Source organism: Pseudomonas sp. WS 5027, from assembly GCF_012985695.1.
Lineage (GTDB): Bacteria > Pseudomonadota > Gammaproteobacteria > Pseudomonadales > Pseudomonadaceae > Aquipseudomonas > Aquipseudomonas hygromyciniae.
The window spans coordinates 32,447-49,382 of the sequence record NZ_JAAQWU010000024.1 but is presented as its reverse complement, the minus strand read 5'-3'; the positions used below and the strand labels follow the sequence as shown (position 1 = coordinate 49,382).

18 protein-coding genes are annotated in these 16,936 nt (G+C 61.3%); 6 read left to right on the top strand and 12 right to left on the bottom strand.

Annotated features, from left to right (window positions below; genetic code table 11):
* The first annotated feature begins 74 nt into the window (after positions 1–74).
* A complete protein-coding gene (feaR, locus tag HBO09_RS24120; protein WP_169998089.1) occupies positions 75–1,010 on the top strand; it encodes a transcriptional regulator FeaR in 936 nt (311 codons plus the stop codon).
* A gap of 131 nt (positions 1,011–1,141) precedes the next feature.
* Here the strand turns inward: feaR and HBO09_RS24115 are convergent, their stop codons facing one another.
* Positions 1,142–1,507, bottom strand: a complete 366-nt coding sequence (locus tag HBO09_RS24115) for a cupin domain-containing protein (RefSeq protein WP_169998092.1) — start codon at positions 1,505–1,507, stop codon at positions 1,142–1,144.
* Positions 1,508–1,537: 30 nt separating this feature from the next.
* A complete protein-coding gene (locus tag HBO09_RS24110) occupies positions 1,538–2,836 on the bottom strand; it encodes an FAD-binding oxidoreductase (RefSeq protein WP_169998094.1) in 1,299 nt (432 codons plus the stop codon).
* Positions 2,837–3,042: 206 nt separating this feature from the next.
* Here HBO09_RS24110 and hpaR (HBO09_RS24105) point away from each other — a divergent pair, with 206 nt between their 5' ends.
* Positions 3,043–3,465, top strand: a complete 423-nt coding sequence (gene hpaR, locus HBO09_RS24105) for a homoprotocatechuate degradation operon regulator HpaR (RefSeq protein ID WP_169998096.1) — start codon at positions 3,043–3,045, stop codon at positions 3,463–3,465.
* Positions 3,466–3,598: 133 nt separating this feature from the next.
* Here the strand turns inward: hpaR (HBO09_RS24105) and hpaI are convergent, their stop codons facing one another.
* The 8 genes from hpaI to HBO09_RS24065 form a co-directional block, all read right to left on the bottom strand.
* Positions 3,599–4,399, bottom strand: a complete 801-nt coding sequence (gene hpaI, locus HBO09_RS24100) for a 4-hydroxy-2-oxoheptanedioate aldolase (RefSeq protein ID WP_169998098.1) — start codon at positions 4,397–4,399, stop codon at positions 3,599–3,601.
* A gap of 18 nt (positions 4,400–4,417) precedes the next feature.
* Positions 4,418–5,221 carry a 2-oxo-hept-4-ene-1,7-dioate hydratase gene (hpaH, locus tag HBO09_RS24095; RefSeq protein WP_032863733.1) on the bottom strand — a complete coding sequence of 268 codons (804 nt, stop codon included), beginning with the start codon at positions 5,219–5,221 and terminating at the stop codon, positions 4,418–4,420.
* A gap of 12 nt (positions 5,222–5,233) precedes the next feature.
* On the bottom strand, positions 5,234–6,538 hold the full coding sequence (locus HBO09_RS24090) for an MFS transporter (protein WP_169998100.1): 1,305 nt from the start codon (positions 6,536–6,538) through the stop codon (positions 5,234–5,236).
* A gap of 194 nt (positions 6,539–6,732) precedes the next feature.
* Entirely contained in the window at positions 6,733–7,125 is a 393-nt protein-coding gene (locus HBO09_RS24085) for a 5-carboxymethyl-2-hydroxymuconate isomerase (RefSeq protein WP_169998102.1), read from the bottom strand.
* A gap of 70 nt (positions 7,126–7,195) precedes the next feature.
* Complete coding sequence (hpaD, locus tag HBO09_RS24080; protein WP_169998104.1) at positions 7,196–8,053, bottom strand: 3,4-dihydroxyphenylacetate 2,3-dioxygenase; 858 nt, start codon at positions 8,051–8,053, stop codon at positions 7,196–7,198.
* Between the two features lie 147 nt (positions 8,054–8,200).
* Positions 8,201–9,661: a 5-carboxymethyl-2-hydroxymuconate semialdehyde dehydrogenase gene (hpaE, locus tag HBO09_RS24075; RefSeq protein ID WP_169998106.1), complete on the bottom strand. Its 1,461-nt coding sequence runs from the start codon at positions 9,659–9,661 to the stop codon at positions 8,201–8,203.
* Positions 9,662–9,666: 5 nt separating this feature from the next.
* Complete coding sequence (locus HBO09_RS24070) at positions 9,667–10,437, bottom strand: fumarylacetoacetate hydrolase family protein (RefSeq protein WP_169998108.1); 771 nt, start codon at positions 10,435–10,437, stop codon at positions 9,667–9,669.
* On the bottom strand, positions 10,434–11,099 hold the full coding sequence (locus HBO09_RS24065; RefSeq protein WP_169998110.1) for a fumarylacetoacetate hydrolase family protein: 666 nt from the start codon (positions 11,097–11,099) through the stop codon (positions 10,434–10,436). Before HBO09_RS24065 ends, HBO09_RS24070 begins: the two co-directional genes overlap by 4 nt.
* Before the next feature lie 121 nt (positions 11,100–11,220).
* Between HBO09_RS24065 and hpaA the strand changes: the two genes are divergently transcribed.
* Positions 11,221–12,120 carry a 4-hydroxyphenylacetate catabolism regulatory protein HpaA gene (hpaA, locus tag HBO09_RS24060; RefSeq protein WP_169998112.1) on the top strand — a complete coding sequence of 300 codons (900 nt, stop codon included), beginning with the start codon at positions 11,221–11,223 and terminating at the stop codon, positions 12,118–12,120.
* Here the strand turns inward: hpaA and HBO09_RS24055 are convergent, their stop codons facing one another.
* Positions 12,121–13,377, bottom strand: a complete 1,257-nt coding sequence (locus HBO09_RS24055; protein ID WP_169998115.1) for an OprD family porin — start codon at positions 13,375–13,377, stop codon at positions 12,121–12,123.
* Between the two features lie 212 nt (positions 13,378–13,589).
* Between HBO09_RS24055 and hpaR (HBO09_RS24050) the strand changes: the two genes are divergently transcribed.
* Together hpaR (HBO09_RS24050) and HBO09_RS24045 are read left to right on the top strand one after the other, a co-directional pair.
* Positions 13,590–14,012: a homoprotocatechuate degradation operon regulator HpaR gene (hpaR, locus tag HBO09_RS24050; protein WP_169998117.1), complete on the top strand. Its 423-nt coding sequence runs from the start codon at positions 13,590–13,592 to the stop codon at positions 14,010–14,012.
* 48 nt (positions 14,013–14,060) lie between these two features.
* Entirely contained in the window at positions 14,061–15,071 is a 1,011-nt protein-coding gene (locus HBO09_RS24045) for a GlxA family transcriptional regulator (RefSeq protein WP_169998119.1), read from the top strand.
* Between the two features lie 7 nt (positions 15,072–15,078).
* On the opposite strand, the gene HBO09_RS24040 is transcribed toward HBO09_RS24045, so the two are convergent.
* Positions 15,079–16,317 (bottom strand): methionine gamma-lyase, encoded by a 1,239-nt coding sequence (locus HBO09_RS24040; RefSeq protein WP_169998121.1) that lies wholly within the window; start codon positions 16,315–16,317, stop codon positions 15,079–15,081.
* A gap of 123 nt (positions 16,318–16,440) precedes the next feature.
* On the opposite strand from HBO09_RS24040, the gene HBO09_RS24035 reads away from it, so the two are divergent.
* Positions 16,441–16,911, top strand: coding sequence for an Lrp/AsnC family transcriptional regulator (locus tag HBO09_RS24035; protein WP_159908299.1), 471 nt, complete (start codon positions 16,441–16,443; stop codon positions 16,909–16,911).
* Positions 16,912–16,936: the final 25 nt, after the last annotated feature.

Here is a 16,936-nt window from a genome sequence, read left to right as displayed (position 1 = left end):
GTACTTGTTGCGTGCATATAGATAACATGTTAACTATTGCCCGACAAAAACAATAAGCCATTGTGGAGACACCCATGGGTATCCAACAGAGTGCACAACAGGGGCTGGACACCTGGAACCGCGACTTGCGTGCAATGTGCGGCCACTTCGACACCGAACTGGCCTTCAACCGTTCGTTGTTTATCGGCGAGTTTTCCATGCTTTCAAACGGCGGGTTGCCCTTGGCCAGCCTGCGTACCAACGCCGGCCTGATCAAGCGCCAGACCACCAACCCCGACCATGATAATGACCAGGACTGCTTTTTGGTCAGCCAACGCAGCGGCTATTCACAGGTCGTGCAGAACGGCCAGCGCGTGCAACTGGCCCCTGGCGAACTGCTGCTGATGGACTCAGTGGGTTCCATTGAAATCACCCCGTTCGGCTTGATCGAACATATCTCGCTGTCGTTGCCACGCGCCCAGGTGTGCAGGCAACTGGGCAGCCAATCGAAAACCTTTGGCAAGATCTCCTCCAGCAAAGCCTGTGGGCGCATGCTGCACGCGTTGATGGACCAATTGTGCAAAGGCAGCGAAGGTGCCGAGGATGAGGTCGAGGCGTTGCAGTGTGCCTTTGTGTCGCTGCTGGGCTCAGCCCTGGAGCAGGACGACGACGCGCACGACGATACCAGCGCGTTGCAAGGTAATAACCTGCGCAGCTACGTGCAGAAAGTCATTGATGAGTCCCTGAGCCAACCCGGCCTGAGTCCCGTCGGCCTGGCCAGCCGGCTGAACATCTCGGTGCGTCATTTATACCGGTTGTTCGAGGAGCAGGACGACAGCGTCTGCCGCTACATCCAACGCGCGCGGCTCAAGCGCAGCGCCGATGACTTGACCAACCCGTTCTTGCGTAGTGAGTCGATTACGTCGATTGCCTACAAATGGGGCTTTACCGATTCGGCGCATTTCAGCCGTTCGTTCAAGAAGCAGTTTGAACTGTCGCCCAAGGAGTTCCGTTCCAGTCGGATGGCCTGAACCCCATTCATCAACCACCACACACCGAATGTGGGAGCGGGCTTGCTCGCGAATGCGGTGGGTCAGTCAGAACAGCATTGACTGACCCACCGCATTCGCGAGCAAGCCCGCTCCCACTTAGAGCAAAGTAGTTAAACGACCGCGAAGTAGTGTTTGACGAAGCTCTCGCTGAGCACTTCCCACAGCACTGGCGTGCCCTTGGTCACGAACCAACTGTCGCCCGCTTTGTAAGTCGTGGTTTGGCCGCTGGACTCGTCGGTCAGGCGCACCTCGCCGGTGACCACCGTGGCCTGTTCGTTAAACGGGTAGACCATGCGGAACTTGCCTTGGGTCGTGCCGAAGTAGGCGCTGCTGACCGGGTCGGTCGGCGCACCGAAGGTCATTTTGCCGAAGGCCTTGAGTTCGCCGGCGAGGATTTCGGAGCCGAGATCGGCAACGGTGCCCCAGGCATCGAGTTCAGACAGCTGGATATCTTTGTTGAGGGTAACGAGGGTCATGGCAGGTGCTCCAGAGGGATAAAAAAGAGGTTAGCGGCGACCATTCCAGTAACCGGACAGTTGGTGCCAGGATTTGCCAGCCGTCAGCAGCAGCGGGCGGATGGCGTCCTTGCCGATAATCGTCGGGCGGTGGATCGAGCTGACCAGGTCATAGCGCGCCGAGCCTTCGCTCATGCCTTCGGCCAGGACCTTGCAGATGATGTGGCTGGGGGTGACGCCGAAACCGGAATAGCCCTGGACGAAGAACGCATTGCTGCGCCCCGGCAGGGTGCCGATCTGCGGGAACAGATTGGGGCTGCAGGCCATTGGGCCGCCCCAGGCTAGGTCGATTTTCACGTCCTTGAGGTAGGGGAAAATCTTCAGCATCAGGTTGCGGTTCCAGGCCTTCAAATCGCCGGGAATGTGCTCCACCAACGGCGTGGCCGCGCCGAACAACAGGCGGTTTTCGTTGGTCACGCGGTAGTAGTCGATCACCGGGCGGATGTCGCTGTAGGCCCCGCGAATCGGGCTTATGCGCTGGATCAGTTCGTCGCTCAACGGCTCGGTCATCATCTGGAACGCGTAAGTGTTGATGGTCGAGCGATGCAGTTCCGGCTCCAGCTTGTTGAGGAAGCTGTCGCACGCCCACAACAACTTGCTGGCCTTGACCGAGCCGCGCCCGGTGCGCACGGTGATGCGTTCGCCGTAGCTGACTTCCAGTGCCGGGCTGTTCTCGAAGATCCGCACGCCATGACTGGCCAGGGCAGTGGCTTCACCCAGCAGCAAGTTCAACGAATGCACATGCCCGCCGCCCATGTGCAGCAGGGCGCTGCTGTAGGCGTCGGAGCCGATGATCTGCTGGACGTCGGAGCCGCCGAGGAAGCGCACTTCATGCTTGCTGTTGATCGACTTGAAGTCTTTTTCCCAGGCCCGCAGGGTCTTTTCCTGGCGGGCGTTGAAGCCCATATAGCCGTAGCCGTGGCAGAAGTCGGCGTCGATGTTGTACTTGGCGATGCGGTCTTTGATGATGTCGGCGCCCAGGTCACTGATCTCGAAGACTTGGCGCAGGCCGTCCTCACCCACGTCTTTCTTGATCTTCTCCAGATCGTGGCCAATGCCGGCCATGATCTGCCCGCCATTGCGCCCGGTGCCGCCAAAGCCCAGGTAGCGCGCTTCCAGCACGACGATATTGGTGATGCCTTTTTCCGCCAGCTCCAGGGCGGTATTGATCCCGGAAAACCCGCCGCCAATCACCACGACGTCGGCCTCGATGTCCTGTTCCAGGGTGGGAAAGCTCAGGTTGTACTTCTTGGTAGCGGTGTAATACGTGGGGGTTTCGATATTGATCATGGCGCAGCCTGAAAAGTGAAGGAAGGCTCTAAAGCAGATGTCTTCATTAGGGGCCTTGGCGGGATCAATGTCTTGATCCTGCGTGCCGGGGCTTTTGATTCAGCGCGCCATGGACGTGCGCGACCACTAAGTTATAGCGCGAGCGCGGGGCGGGGATGTTAGAGTTTCGTTAAAACATTAACTAAATATCACGTGATCCTGACTCTATGCTCAAACCCCGGCAGTCCCTGACCCTCACCCTGTTACAGGCCCGCGAAGCGGCCATGAGTTTTTTCCGCCCCTCGCTGAACGAACATGGCCTGACCGAGCAGCAATGGCGGGTGATCCGTATCCTCAATCAACACGACGAACTGGAGATTTATCAACTGGCGGAACTGGCCTGCATCCTCAAACCGAGCATGACCGGCGTGCTGGTGCGCATGGAAGCGGCGGGGATGATCCATCGGCGCAAGGCCGAGCAGGATCAGCGGCGGGTACTGGTGACCCTGGCGCAGAAGGGGCGAGCGAGTTTTGCGTCCATGAGCCAGTGCATGGAGGCCAACTACCAGCGCTTGCAGGAGCAACTGGGGGCGGAGAAATTACAGACCTTGTTGGGGCTGCTCGATGAGCTGAAAAACATCAAGCGCTGAACACTACCAATCAAAAATGTGGGAGCGGGCTTGCTCGCGAAAGCAGTGGTTCAGTCACCGAATATATTGACTGACACACCGCTTTCGCGAGCAAGCCCGCTCCCACATTGGGTCCTGCGGCGTTGGAAGGTGATCAGTACACGCCGCCCGTGCTCACAGGCGCCGGCTTGTCTTTGAACTTCCCCACCAACCCCTGCAACCCACGCATCAGCACCGTGGTATCCACACCCACCGCGACAAACCCCGCGCCCAGCTCGATATAACGCCGGGCCAGTTTTTCATCGGCACTGAGAATGCCCGCCGCCTTGCCCGCCTGGCGAATCCGCGCAATGGCATTTTCGATGGCCGCTTGCACGTCAGGGTGTCCCGGATTGCCCCGGTGGCCCATGGAGGCACTCAAGTCTGCCGGGCCGATAAACACCCCGTCGACGCCTTCGACGGCGGCAATCGCGTCGAGGTTGGCCAGGCCTTCGAGGCTTTCGATCTGCACCAGCAGGCACATCTGCGCATCGGCCTGGTCCAGGTAGCCGTCGATGCTATTCCAGCGCGAAGCCCGCGCCAGGGCGCTGCCCACCCCGCGTATGCCCTGGGGCGGATAGCGCATGGCGCGCACCAGCTCCCGGGCCTGGGCGGCGCTTTCGACCATCGGCACCAACAAGGTTTGCGCGCCGATATCCAACACTTGCTTGATCAGCGCGGTATCGCCGATCACCGGGCGAATCACCGCCTCGCTGGCGTAGGGCGCTATGGCTTGCAATTGGCCGAGCATGCCGCGCAAGTCGTTGGGTGCGTGTTCGCCGTCGATCAGCAGCCAATCGAAACCGGCATTGGCCGCCAGTTCCGCGCAGTACGCGTCAGCCAGCCCGAGCCACAGGCCGATTTGCGCTTCACCGCTGTTGAGCCGCTGCTTGAAGCGGTTGACAGGCATGTCCATGAGTCAGTTCTCCAAGGGTCAGACGAAGCGGCAGGAAATCGAGCCGAGCATGTCGTAGTCAACATGGAAGGTATCGCCCGGGCTGGCCGCCACTGGTCGGGTAAACGAGCCGCCGAGGATGATCTGCCCCGGCAGCAAGGTGACGTCGTAGGGCGCCAGTTTGTTGGCCAGCCAGGCCACGCCTTTGGCCGGGTGGTTGAGCACGGCGGCCGAGACCCCGGACTCTTCGATCACGCCGTTGCGGTACAGCACCGCCGGTACTTTGCGCAGGTCGATCTCGGTCGGCCGCACCGCACGGCCACCCATGACCACGCCGGCGTTCGCGGCGTTGTCCGAGATGGTGTCGAACACCTTGCGCGTGGCCTTGGTGTGCGGGTCGATCTGCTGGATGCGTGCGTCGATGATCTCCAGGGCCGGGATCACCCACTCGGTGGCGTCGAGTACATCGAAAATCGTGCAGTTGGGCCCCTTGAGCGGCTTGCCGAGGATGAAGGCCAGCTCCACTTCGACCCGCGGCACGATAAAGCGCTCGAACGGAATGTCGGTGCCTTCTTCAAACAACATGTCGTCGAGCAGCGCACCGTAGTCCGGTTCGGTGATGTTCGACGACACCTGCATCGCCCGCGAGGTCAAGCCGATCTTGTGCCCGACCAGCTTGCGCCCGCCCTTGATCTTCTGGGCGACCCAGGCACGCTGGATGGCATAGGCGTCCTCGATCGTGATGCCCGGATGATCGAGGGAAAACTGGCGTACCTGTTCGCGGCTGCGTTCGGCATGGTCCAGCTGGGCGGCGGCTTGCAGGATGAGCTGTGGATCGAGCATGACGAGGGTCTCTTACTGAGGGTTGACGATGGCGGCGTTGGTGCGCAACACCAGCAGGCCACCAAGGGCGATAAACAGTGCCAGCACGTACAGGGCTAGGCTGGCACTTTGGGTGGTGTCGCGCATCCAGCCGATCAGGTACGGCGCGAGAAACGAGGCGATGCTGCCAAACGAGCTGATCATGGCGATACCGGCCGCCTGGGTGCAGTTGGACAGGAAGGCCGGCGGCAGTTGCCAGAACATCGGCAGCGCGGCGCTGGCGCCCATACCAGCGACGATCAGGCCGCCCATCACCACCAGTGAATTGCCCGGTGCCAGGCCGGCCACGGCAATCCCGACGGCAGCCATCAGCAGCGGCACACACAAGTGCCAGCGGCGTTCGCGGTTGCGATCCGAGGAGCGTCCGCAGCCGATCATGAAAAAGCAGCCGGCCAGATAAGGCACAGCGCTCAGCAGGCCGACCTGGCTGTCGCGGCCGATGCCGGCGCCGTGGATCAGGGTGGGCATCCAGAACGCCAGGGTGTTGACCGCGAGCATCACCGCAAAGTAGATCGCTACCAGCAGCCACACTTGCGGGTCGCGCAGGATGCCGCCAAAGGAGGTGATGGACTTGCGCTTTTCTTCGGTGCTCAGTTGTTCGCGCAATTGTTGCTTTTGCGCGGGCTCCAGCCATTTCACCGTTTCAAAGCTGTCCGGCAGGTACTTGAGCACCACCAGGCCCAGCAGCACCACGGGTGCGCCTTCGATCAGGAACATCCACTGCCAGCCGCGCATGCCGCCAAAATCGTGGAAGCTTTCCAGGATCGCCCCCGAGAGCGGCCCGCCAATCACCCCGGCCATGGGCACGGCGATGGCGAACAGGGCGGTGATCTGCGCCCGGCGGCGCGCCGGGTACCAGCGGTTGAGAAACACCAGGATCCCCGGGAAGAAGCCCGCTTCGGCCACTCCCAGCAAAAAACGCAGGACGTAGAAGCCGGTGGAGCTTTCGATCCACAGCATGCTGGTGGACAGGATGCCCCACACCACCATCAGGCAGGCGATCCAGCGCCGTGGCCCGACGCGGTCCAGGGCGATGTTGCTGGGCACGCCGAACAGGGCGTAGGCGATAAAGAACAGGCCGGCACCGAAGCCATACACCGTGTCGCTGAAGTGCAGGTCACTGCTCATCTGCATCTTGGCGAACCCGATGTTGATCCGGTCCAGGTGGGCAAACAGGTAACAGATCAGCAACAACGGCATCAGGCGCCAGGTGACGGTGCTGTGGGTGCGATCGTGCTCGGCAAGGGTGACGCTGTGGGCGGTATTGGCTGTGCTCATGATGTTGTACTTTTTGTCTGAGAGGCCGTTGTGGAGGCGAGACTGCCCCGTCAAGCGAATGAAACCCACTGTAGGCACGAGCTTGCTTGCTAAGGCCTGAAGGCCATCGCGGTTATCCAGCAGGCACGCGTTATCGTTGACGATCTTCGCGAGCAAGCTCGCTCCTACAGATGATCTCGTTCAGTCGATGGATGTCAGCCCGCCTGGTTGCTTAAAAACGCGTGGACGTTGTTCTGTTTGAAATTCAACTGCGGGTGCAACTCGATCATCTCGAACGACAGGGCTAGCAGCCGTTGCGCCTGCAAGGCGGCGAAGTGTTCGGTGATCACCATGAACAGGGTTTCGGCCACGGTCTGGCGGGTGGCCAGGTCACGGCCATGGCCGACCTTTAGGGTCATGTGGACGAAGGCGTAGTCGTGCTTGCCATCGGCCATGCGCCAGGTGTCCAGGCGTACGGCACGGCTGCGGAGGCCGCCCAGGGGGAACACGCCACTGTCTCCCAGCACCTGGTGGACCTTTGCAAACAGCCCCGGCAGGTCGGCCTGGGATTCGAGGTTGTCGGTGTATTCGGCGATGAAATGCGGCATGCAAAGCCTCCTTCTGTACGCGATTCAATGTGGGAGCTGTCTGGCCGGGCGAGACAGCTCCCACCTGTATTCAGAGCGGGAAAATGGCGTTGATCTGGCCGGTGCCGGAGCTGCCGAATGGCTCGGTGATGATCTCCGCGGGGCGGTTGTACTCAGGCCCGCCGAGTAAACCCAGGAGCATCGCGGTGTCGTGCATCTTGCCTTCGCCAAAGCAGTGCTCGGCGTAGTCCGGAAGCATCGCGCAGAATTCCTTGAAGCGGCCTTCGCGCCACATCTGCACCACGTGCATGTCTACTTGCTTGTCGAATTCGCGGGTCCAGTTGTGGATGTTGGCTTCGGCCTCGCGGTCGTCGGAGAAACGGTGCGACAGAGATCCCGAGGCCAGCACCAGCACCTTGCGATCACTCTTCTCGATGGCCCGGCGCACGGCAGCCCCAAAGGCGAAGCTGTCTTGCAGGCGATGCCAGGCGCACCAGGCGGCGATGGAGACCACGTTGAATTTCTGTTCTTCGGGCACATCCATGTGCATGTAGCGCATGGGCACCAGGGTGCCGTATTCCAGCTCCAGGCTCGGGATGTTGTGGTTCATGGTGCGCACCCCGGCCAGGTTGGCTTCGGCGGCGATCAGTTCACCCAGTTCCGGGCAGCCGGGGTAGGCGTACTCCATGTTCTTGATGAAGTGCGGCAGCTCGTTACTGGTGTAAGTGCCCTGGAAACGCTCGCCACCGTTGATGTGATAGCCGCTGTTGACCAGCCAGTGCACATCGAAAACCACGGCGGTGTCGGCCCCCAGTTCACGGGCGCGGCGCCCGATTTCCTTGTGCCCGGCAATCGCCGCCTCGCGACAGCCGTGGTGCTTGCCCGGCAGTTCCGACAGGTACATGGAAGGCACGTGGCAGATTTTCGCCGCCAGGACTACTTCACCCATGATCATTCTCCTGATTTCATTATTCTTGTTGGTGCTCTGCGGACCCTGTAGGAGCGAGCTCGCTCGCGAAAAACGCAAAGTCACCGCGTTAACCCTGACAGCCAGCGTTATCGTTAACGACCCTCGCGGGCCAGCCCGCTCCTACAGTTACACGCCCCAGCGCGGGATGTGATGGCTACCCATGGAGATGCACACGTTCTTGATCTCTGCGAACACTTCGAAGCTGTACTGGCCGCCTTCACGGCCGGTACCCGAGCCCTTGACCCCGCCGAACGGCTGACGCAGGTCGCGCACGTTCTGGCTGTTGATAAACACCATGCCGGCCTCGATGCCACGGGCCAGGCGATGGGCCTTGCCGATGTCTTGGGTCCAGATATACGACGCCAGGCCATATTCGGTCTCGTTGGCCAATTGCAGCGCCTGGGCTTCGTCCTTGAAGGGAATCAGGCACACCACCGGGCCGAAGATTTCTTCCTGGGCGATGCGCATGTTGTTGCTTACATCGGCGAATACGGTGGGCTGGATAAACTGCCCGCGTGCCAGGTGTGCCGGCAGGTTGGCCGGCCGTTCCAGGCCGCCTGCCACCAGGTTTGCGCCTTCTTCGATGCCAATCTTGATGTAGCCGGTGACTTTGTCATAGTGGGCTTGGGTGATCATCGAGCCCACCTGGGTGTTCGGGTCTTGCGGGTCACCGACAATCAGGCGCTTGGCGCGGGCGGCGAACTCGGCGACGAACTGCGGGTACACGCTCTCCTGGATAAACACCCGGCTGCCGGCGGTGCAGCGCTCGCCGTTGAGCGAGAAGATGGTGAACAGCGCGGCATCCAGGGCGCGTTCGAGGTCGGCGTCTTCAAAAATCAGCACCGGCGACTTGCCGCCCAACTCCATGGAGTATTTTTTCAGGCCGGCGGTCTGCATGATTTTCTTGCCGGTGGCGGTGCCGCCGGTAAAGGAAATCGCCCGCACATCCGGGTGACGCACCAGGGCATCGCCGGCGGTGGCGCCGTAGCCCTGGATCACGTTGAGCACGCCTTTGGGAATCCCCGCTTCGAGGGCCAGGCGCCCCAGTTCGTTGGCGGTCAGCGGCGACAGCTCGGACATCTTCAAGACCGCCGTGTTGCCCAGGGCCAGGCACGGTGCGGTCTTCCAGGTAGCGGTCATGAACGGCACGTTCCACGGCGACACCAGCGCGCACACACCCACCGGTTGGTAGAGGGTGTAGTTGAGCATCTGGTCGTCCACCGGGTAGCTGTGGCCGTCCATGCGCGTGCAGACTTCGGCGAAGAAATCAAAGTTGTGCGAAGCCCGTGGGATCAGCACATTCTTGGTCTGGTGGATCGGCAGGCCGGTGTCCAGGGTTTCCAGTTCGGCCAGGTGTGGAACGTTTTGCTCGATCAGTTCGCCGAGCTTGCGCATCAGGCGCGCACGTTCCTTGGCCGGGGTGTTGGCCCACTTGGGGAAGGCTTCCTTGGCGGCGGCCACGGCTTGGGCGACTTCTTCGGCGCCACCGCTGGCCACTTCACCAATAGCCTCGCCGGTGGCGGGATTGTAGTTGATGAAGGTGTCTTTGCTTTCGACCTCACGGCCGTTGATCCAGTGTTTGATCATGGTGTTCAAGCCTCTTTGCGGGCGGCGAAAAAGTCCGCCTCGCTGACAATTCGGTTGACCAGGCGGCCGACGCCTTGCACTTCCACCACCACTTCATCCCCTGGCACCACATCGGCCAGGCCTTCAGGGGTGCCGGTGGCGATCATGTCGCCGGGTTGCAGGGTCATGAAGCTGGACAGGTATTCGATGAGGTAGGGGATATCGAAAATCATGTCGCGGGTGCTGCCTTCCTGGCGCAGCTCACCGTTGATCCAGGTGCGCAGGGTCAGGTTGCTCGGATCTGGCACATCGGCCACATCGACGATCCATGGGCCGACTGGGGTGGTCGCGTCGCGGTTTTTCACCCGCAGGTTGGGGCGGTAGTAGTTTTCCAGGTAGTCGCGGATCGCGTAGTCGTTGCACACGGTGTAGCCGGCCAAGTACTGCAGGGCGTCCTCGCGCTTGACGTTGCGTGCCGGCTTGCCGATCACCGCCACCAATTCGCACTCATAGTGCATATAGGCGATGTTGTCGGGGCGCCAAGTGATCTGGTTGTGTCCGGTGTAGGTACCCGGCGACTTGATAAATGCCAGCGGCTCGGTCGGCGGGGCGAAGGCCAGTTCGGCGGCATGGTCGGCGTAGTTCAGGCCTAGGGCGAACATATTGCCGGTGGCCGGTGGCAGCCACTCGACCTGGTCTTCGGCCAGCAGCCGGCCATCGGCCAGGCGCACAGCGTTATCGGCTTCGACGTGGACCTGATGGACCTGGCCTGCATAGCGAATACGGGCGTGCTTCATGGCTGTTCCTCGGCCTGGATGTGGTTGACCAGGCGGCCCAGGCCGCTGATCTCGACTTCGACGGTGTCGCCGGGCTGTACATCCACCCGGCCTTCAGGCGTCCCGGTGATCAGCACATCGCCTGCATGCAGGGTCATGAATTCGCTGATCTCGGCGATCAAACGGGGAATATCACGCACAAAGTTGGCGGTGGTGTTCTGCTGGCGCAGCTCGCCGTTGACGAACAGCTTGAGGCTCAACTGATGGGGGTTGGCGATCTGCTCGCGGGCTACCAGTTCCGGGCCAAGGGCGCAGAACCCGTCGCGGCACTTGGCTTTGACGGCGGGGCGGTAGTAGCTGTCTTCCGGCAGGCTGAACTCATTGACAATGACGTAGCCCGCCACATGCTCCAGGGCATCTTCCACACTGACACGGCTGGCGCTTTTGCCAATCACCACACCCAGGGCTGGGCCTGGTTGCAGGCGTTCGCCGTGGGGCTGGAGCACGATGCCGTCATGGCTGTTGCGGGTGTTGGGGGTCTTGATAAATAGCACCGGCTTGACCGGGGGCTTCTGGTACGGCGGCTGCTCGAATTCGGCGAGACGCTGGTTCAGCAAGCCCTGGTAGTTCAGCGCGACGCCGAACAGGGTGCCGCTGGCAACATCATGCAGGGTACGGCTCATGGATTTCTCCTGGCGATGGCGACTGCTCTGGAGGCAGTTCGTTAATGTGTTAACGTTATAATTAATATGTTAACTACCGTCAAGCGTGGCAAAATCATCGGGTGCAAAAAACAATAAAGAGATGCCTGTGAAACCGATCCCCAACATCAACATCGGCCAGGTCTACGACCAGCGTTACAGCGATGCCGACGTGCATTACGACCGCCTCGGCAACCTGGCGGGTTTTTTCGGGCGCAATATGCCTGTGCATCGACATGACCGGTTTTTCCAGGTGCATTACGTCAAGAGCGGCGCCGTGCGGGTCTATCTTGACGACCAGCAGTACCTGGAATCCGGGCCGATGTTTTTCCTTACGCCGCCCACCGTGGCCCATGCCTTTGTTACCGAAGCCGATGCCGATGGCCATGTCCTGACCGTCCGGCAGCAGTGGGTGCGGGCGCTGATCGATGCCGACCCAAGCCTTGCCCCCGGCCCGCACGTGCCACCGGCCTGTGTGGCGCTGGCCCGCCTGGGGCCGCAGTTCCAGCCCGAGATAAAGCGGCTGGAATGGCTGTTTGACGAGCTGTGCAACGAAATCAACAGCACCGGCGCCGGTCGCGCAGCGGCCCTGGAAAGCCTGACCCGGCTGATCATGATCAGCCTGCTCAGGCTCAGCGCCAATTCCCTGGAAGCGCGACCGGCGCGCCATGAAGACCTGCGCATCTTCCATCGCTTCAATGAACTGATCGAAGACCACTATTTGTTGCATTGGCCGCTGTCGGCGTACGCCGAAAAAATCGGCGTCACCGAAGCGCGGCTCAACGACGTATGCCGACGCATTGCCGACCTGCCGTCCAAGCGCCTGGTGCTTGAACGGCTGATGCAGGAAGCCAAGCGCCTGCTGCTGTTTACCGGCAGTTCCGCCAATGAAATCTGCTACCAACTGGGCTTCAAGGACCCGGCCTATTTCAGCCGGTTTTTCCAGCGCTATGCACAGATGACGCCGGGGGAGTACCGCCTGCGCCAAGCGGGCCTGCGCTGATCACCACAACGCCAGGCTGTAGCCGATGATGATGCGGCTTTCGTCGATATCGCTGGTCAGGCCGTTACTCGAACGCAGGGTTGCGTTGCGCAGCCTGACGTTGACGTTTTTCAGCGGCCCGCTCTGCACGGTGTAGGTCAGGTCGGTATCGCGCTCCCATTCGCGGCCATTGCGCACGCTGGCGGTCCGCACATGGCTGCCATCCACATAGCGGGTCATGAAGGTCAGCCCCGGCAGGCCGAGGGCGGCGAAGTTGTAGTCATAGCGCGCCTGCCAGGCATCGGTCTGGGCCTTGGTGAACACGTTGATGGTCACCAGGTTGACGGAGTAGGGGTCCATGCCGGGGTAGGCGAAATCGCCGTCGCCCGAGAGGTTCTGGTAGCCCAGGCCGAATTTATGGGCCCCCGTCGACAGGCTCAGCATGCCGTTGAAGAAACGGTTGTCGATCCGCCCACCGTCCACTCGCGATGCCCCGCGCAGTGCATGGCTGCCTTGCTCGCGGGTGTCGAAGTAACGCAGGTCGCTGCGCAGGCTCATGCCGTTGGCCAGCGGCAGGTCGTGCACCAGGCCGATAAAGTGCTGGCGGTAGATATCCTGCATCTGCGCGTAGTAGTAGGTGGTCGCCAACTGGGGGGTGATTGCATAGGTGCCGCCGGCCAGGTCCAGGTGACTGCTGTCGACGCCGGCGTAGCTCATCTGGTCGTTGCTGGAGGAGTCGCGCAGGTTGTGTTTTTCCAGGCGACCCAGGTTCAGGGTCAGGCCGGCGATGTCCTGGGACGTGACCAGTTCACCGGTGTAGGTCGAGGGCAGGAGCCGGGTGTCGTTGTAGGCGGCCACGGGCAATTGCGGCTGCAGGGTGCCGGCCTTGAGCACGGTTTTCGACACCCGCACCTTGGCCGCCAGGCCCAGTTCGCTGTAGTTGTCGACGGGCTGCTGGCTGGCGCCATACGCCAGTAGGCCGGTGCCACGCCGGTCGCGGCTGGAGTCGAGCTTGACCCCCAGTTCACCCAGGGCATCCACGCCAAAGCCCACCAAGCCTTCGGTGTAGCCTGACTCCAGGCGCAGCACAAAACCCTGGGCCCATTCATCGGCCTTGTTCTGTGGGGCGTTGGTCTGGCGAAAGTCGCGGTTCATATAGAAATTGCGCAGGTCGAGGCTGGCCTTGCTGTCCTGGATAAACTCGGCGTAGGCGCTCAAGGGGCTGAACGTAGCGCACAGGCCGGCGCTGGCCGCCAGGGGAAGGAGGCGCAAATGCATGACAGATTCCTTTTGTTGTTTTTGTAGGTATCGCCCTTCAGATCACTCAAGGGGCGGCATATTGTTAACATGTTATATTTATTATGGGTAGGTAAATTGTGCAGGCAAAAAATAATTCGTGTCGAGGTTAACGAGTTTGTGCGGCGGCCGGCTTGCATGCCCGGGGAGGCGACCCTAAGCTTCGACGCTTCGATCTCTTTTGCGCGTGAACCATGTCCACTCCCAGACCTTCCTTGACGCTGACCCTGCTGCAGGCCCGCGAAGCCGCGATGGCGTTTTTCCGCCCGTTGCTCAACGAACACCAACTGACCGAACAGCAGTGGCGGGTGATTCGTATCCTGCGCCAGCAAGGTGAACTGGAAAGCCATCAACTGGCGCACCTGGCCTGCATCCTCAAGCCGAGCATGACCGGGGTGCTGGCACGCCTGGAGCGCGACGGCATCGTGCGCCGGCGCAAGTCCAGCGAAGACCAGCGCCGCGTGTTCGTGAACCTCACCGAGCAGGGTCAACAGTGCTTCGTCGAGATGAGCGCGGGGATGGAAAGCAACTACCAGAAGATCCAGGAGCAGTTCGGCGAAGAGCAATTGCAGCAACTGCTCGAACTGCTCAACCAGTTGAAAAACCTCAAGCCCTAAGCCCTTGTAGAGCCGGCTTGCCGGCGACCGCAGACAGGTCGAACACCCATGGAAAGACGGCAATTCAGCGGCGGCATGAAAGGCAAGAACCTGCGCTACCTGAACGAAACCCCGGGCCAGGCCCCGCGCCTGGTGCGCGCAGGGTTTGTGTTGTTGGAGCATTTTTCCCTGCCGGCCTTCACCCAGACGCTGGACACCTTCATCACCGCCAACTTGCTGCGTCCGGAGTTGTTCACCTCGCGCACCTTCGGCCTGGACGAGCAGGAGGTGATCAGCGACCTGGGCTTGGTGATTCGCCCCGACGCACGCCTGGACCACAGCGCGCTGGCCGACCTCGACCTACTGGTGATTTGCGGCGGCTACCGCACCCAGCTCAAAGCCAGCGAAAGCTTTATCGAACTGCTCAAGGCCGCGGCGCAACAGGGCGTGATCCTTGTCGGCTTATGGAACGGGGCATGGTTCCTGGGCAAGGCCGGGGTGCTCGATGGCTATCGCTGTGCCATCCACCCGGAACACCGCCCGGCGCTGACGGAAATCGCCAAGGCCACCCAGGTCAGTAGCGAGCCGTACGTGATCGATCGTGATCGCCTCAGTGCATCGAGCCCATCAGGGGCGTTCCATATGGCCCTGGACTGGATCAAGAGCCTGCACGACAAGGCGCTGGTGGAGGGTATCGAAGATATCCTGGCTTTTGAGGAGTCGCGTTACCGGCGGATCAAACCCGCAGAAAATATCTGCGTGAGTGCGCCGCTACGCGAGGTGGTACGCCTGATGGATGCCAATCTCGAAGAGCCCCTGGCCCTGGAGCAACTGGCGGTGTATGCCGGGCGCTCGCGGCGCCAGTTGGAGCGCCTGTTCCGCGAGCAATTGGGGACTACGCCGCAGCGTTACTACATGGAGCTGCGTATCACTGAGGCTCGGCGCCTGTTGCAGCACACCGAGCTGTCCCAGGTCGATGTGCTGGTGGCCTGCGGGTTTGTGTCCCCCAGCCACTTCAGCAAATGCTACAGCGCCTATTTCGGCTATCGGCCGTCGAAGGAAACCCGGCTGGTCAAATAGCTGGCAGCTACATAGCGTGCGTCGTCGGTTTGCTCGCCGGCGCGCGCTTGACGCAATGCGCCAGTGCCTGCTCGATATCGGCCAGCAGGTCCGCGATGTCCTCCAGCCCTACCGACAAGCGCACCAGCCCTTCGGCAATCCCGTGCTGGGCCCGTTCCTCTGGGGTGTAGGTGGAGTGGGTCATGCTCGCCGGGTGCTGGGCCAGGGATTCCGCGTCGCCGAGGCTGACCGCGCGGCTGAACAGTTTGAGCGCGTTCATAAAGCGCCTGCCCGTGGCGATGCCGCCCTTGAGTTCAAAGGCAATCATGCCCCCTGACAGTTTCATCTGCCGCGCCGCCAACTCGTATTGTGGGAAGGAGCGCAGGCCGGGGTAGGTCACTGACTCCACCGCCGGATGGGCCTGCAAGGCCTCGGCCACGGCCTGGGCATTGCTGCAATGGCGATCCATGCGCAGGGCCAGGGTCTTGAGGCCACGCATCAACAGAAAGGCGTCCTGGGGCGACAGCACGGCCCCGGTCAGGTCCTTCAAGCCTTGCAGGCGAATACGCTGCGCCAGGTCATGGCGGCTGACGGCGATACCGGCGGTGATATCGCCGTGGCCGCTGAGGTATTTGGTGGCCGAGTGCACCACCACATCGGCGCCCAGTTCCAGCGGGCGTTGCAGGTAGGGGGTGCAGTAGGTGTTATCAATGACCACGGTCACGTTGGGTTGCTGGTGGGCGATCTTGGCCACGGCGGCGATGTCGATCAATTGCAGGTTGGGGTTGGCCGGGGTTTCACAGTAGATCATGCGGGTCGCGGGGGAGAGGGCGGCGCGCAGGGCTTCGAGGTCCGACAGGTCGACATGGCGCACCTTGATGCCGAACTCGCCGATACCGTGGTGCAGCAGGGCGAAGGTACAGCCGTACAACGTCTGGCTGACGATCACCTCATCGCCGGGCCGCAACAGGGTCCAGAACGTTGCCGCAATCGCGCCCATCCCGGAACTGAATGCCACCGCCGCTTCGCCGCCTTCCAGGGTGGCCATGCGTGATTCGAGCAAGGCCAGGGTCGGGTTGGAGATACGCGTGTAAAAGTGCCCGCTTTCTTCGCCGGCAAAACAGCCCGCGCCGTATTCGGCAGTAGGAAAGGCGAACGTCGCCGACAGATAAATCGGCGGCACCAGGGCACCATGATGGTCTTGCGCATCGTAGCCGTGATGGATCGCACGGGTAGAAAAGCCGAATCCGCTGTGTTTGTTGTTCATGTAGGACTCTCCTTATTTCCTACAATGCTATGCTCATAACCGAGGCCGAACGTTGCCTACTTTGCTGGGAAAAGCCTGCGGCAAAGAATGAAAATCCATAAAAATAACTATTCGAGGCAAGACATGCCTGTAGGACTAGACCGTACCGACAAAGCCCTGCTCAACGCCCTGCAAGGCAACGCCCGCCTGACCGTTGCCGAACTGGCCGAACGTGTCTCCCTGACCACTTCGCCGTGCTGGCGCCGGGTCAAGAACCTGGAAGACAGCGGCGTGATCAGTGGCTACCAGGCGATCCTCTCGCCCAAGGCCCTGGGCTATGGGGTCACGGCGTTTGTCAGCATCATGATGGACACCCATTCCAAGGAAATCGCCCGGGCGTTTGAGCAGCGGCTGCTGGACATCCCGGAAATCGTCGCCTGCCACAACGTGTCCGGGCGCTATGATTTTTTACTGGAAGTGGTGGCCAAGGACCTGGAGTCCTTTGGCGAGTTTGCCCGTGAGGTGTTGCAGACGCTGCCCTGTGTGAAAGAAATCTATTCGAGCTTTTCCTACAAGTCCGTCAGACCATTGCGGGTGATCCCATTACCAGGGTGATGCCGGCATGAGTTGCCGGCGCGTG

What these genes read in the sequence shown, in the direction of transcription:
- hpaA (WP_169998112.1), top strand. Translation starts at nt 11,221, where the DNA reads ATGCCTGTGAAACCGATCCCCAACATCAACATCGGCCAGGTCTACGAC.
- hpaI (WP_169998098.1), bottom strand. Translation starts at nt 4,399, where the DNA reads ATGGACATGCCTGTCAACCGCTTCAAGCAGCGGCTCAACAGCGGTGAA.
- HBO09_RS24035 (WP_159908299.1), top strand. Translation starts at nt 16,441, where the DNA reads ATGCCTGTAGGACTAGACCGTACCGACAAAGCCCTGCTCAACGCCCTG.
- hpaD (WP_169998104.1), bottom strand. Translation starts at nt 8,053, where the DNA reads ATGGGTGAAGTAGTCCTGGCGGCGAAAATCTGCCACGTGCCTTCCATG.
- hpaE (WP_169998106.1), bottom strand. Translation starts at nt 9,661, where the DNA reads ATGATCAAACACTGGATCAACGGCCGTGAGGTCGAAAGCAAAGACACC.
- HBO09_RS24070 (WP_169998108.1), bottom strand. Translation starts at nt 10,437, where the DNA reads ATGAAGCACGCCCGTATTCGCTATGCAGGCCAGGTCCATCAGGTCCAC.
- HBO09_RS24090 (WP_169998100.1), bottom strand. Translation starts at nt 6,538, where the DNA reads ATGAGCACAGCCAATACCGCCCACAGCGTCACCCTTGCCGAGCACGAT.
- feaR (WP_169998089.1), top strand. Translation starts at nt 75, where the DNA reads ATGGGTATCCAACAGAGTGCACAACAGGGGCTGGACACCTGGAACCGC.
- HBO09_RS24040 (WP_169998121.1), bottom strand. Translation starts at nt 16,317, where the DNA reads ATGAACAACAAACACAGCGGATTCGGCTTTTCTACCCGTGCGATCCAT.
- HBO09_RS24065 (WP_169998110.1), bottom strand. Translation starts at nt 11,099, where the DNA reads ATGAGCCGTACCCTGCATGATGTTGCCAGCGGCACCCTGTTCGGCGTC.
- HBO09_RS24115 (WP_169998092.1), bottom strand. Translation starts at nt 1,507, where the DNA reads ATGACCCTCGTTACCCTCAACAAAGATATCCAGCTGTCTGAACTCGAT.
- hpaR (WP_169998117.1), top strand. Translation starts at nt 13,590, where the DNA reads ATGTCCACTCCCAGACCTTCCTTGACGCTGACCCTGCTGCAGGCCCGC.
- hpaR (WP_169998096.1), top strand. Translation starts at nt 3,043, where the DNA reads ATGCTCAAACCCCGGCAGTCCCTGACCCTCACCCTGTTACAGGCCCGC.
- hpaH (WP_032863733.1), bottom strand. Translation starts at nt 5,221, where the DNA reads ATGCTCGATCCACAGCTCATCCTGCAAGCCGCCGCCCAGCTGGACCAT.
- HBO09_RS24055 (WP_169998115.1), bottom strand. Translation starts at nt 13,377, where the DNA reads ATGCATTTGCGCCTCCTTCCCCTGGCGGCCAGCGCCGGCCTGTGCGCT.
- HBO09_RS24045 (WP_169998119.1), top strand. Translation starts at nt 14,061, where the DNA reads ATGGAAAGACGGCAATTCAGCGGCGGCATGAAAGGCAAGAACCTGCGC.
- HBO09_RS24085 (WP_169998102.1), bottom strand. Translation starts at nt 7,125, where the DNA reads ATGCCGCATTTCATCGCCGAATACACCGACAACCTCGAATCCCAGGCC.
- HBO09_RS24110 (WP_169998094.1), bottom strand. Translation starts at nt 2,836, where the DNA reads ATGATCAATATCGAAACCCCCACGTATTACACCGCTACCAAGAAGTAC.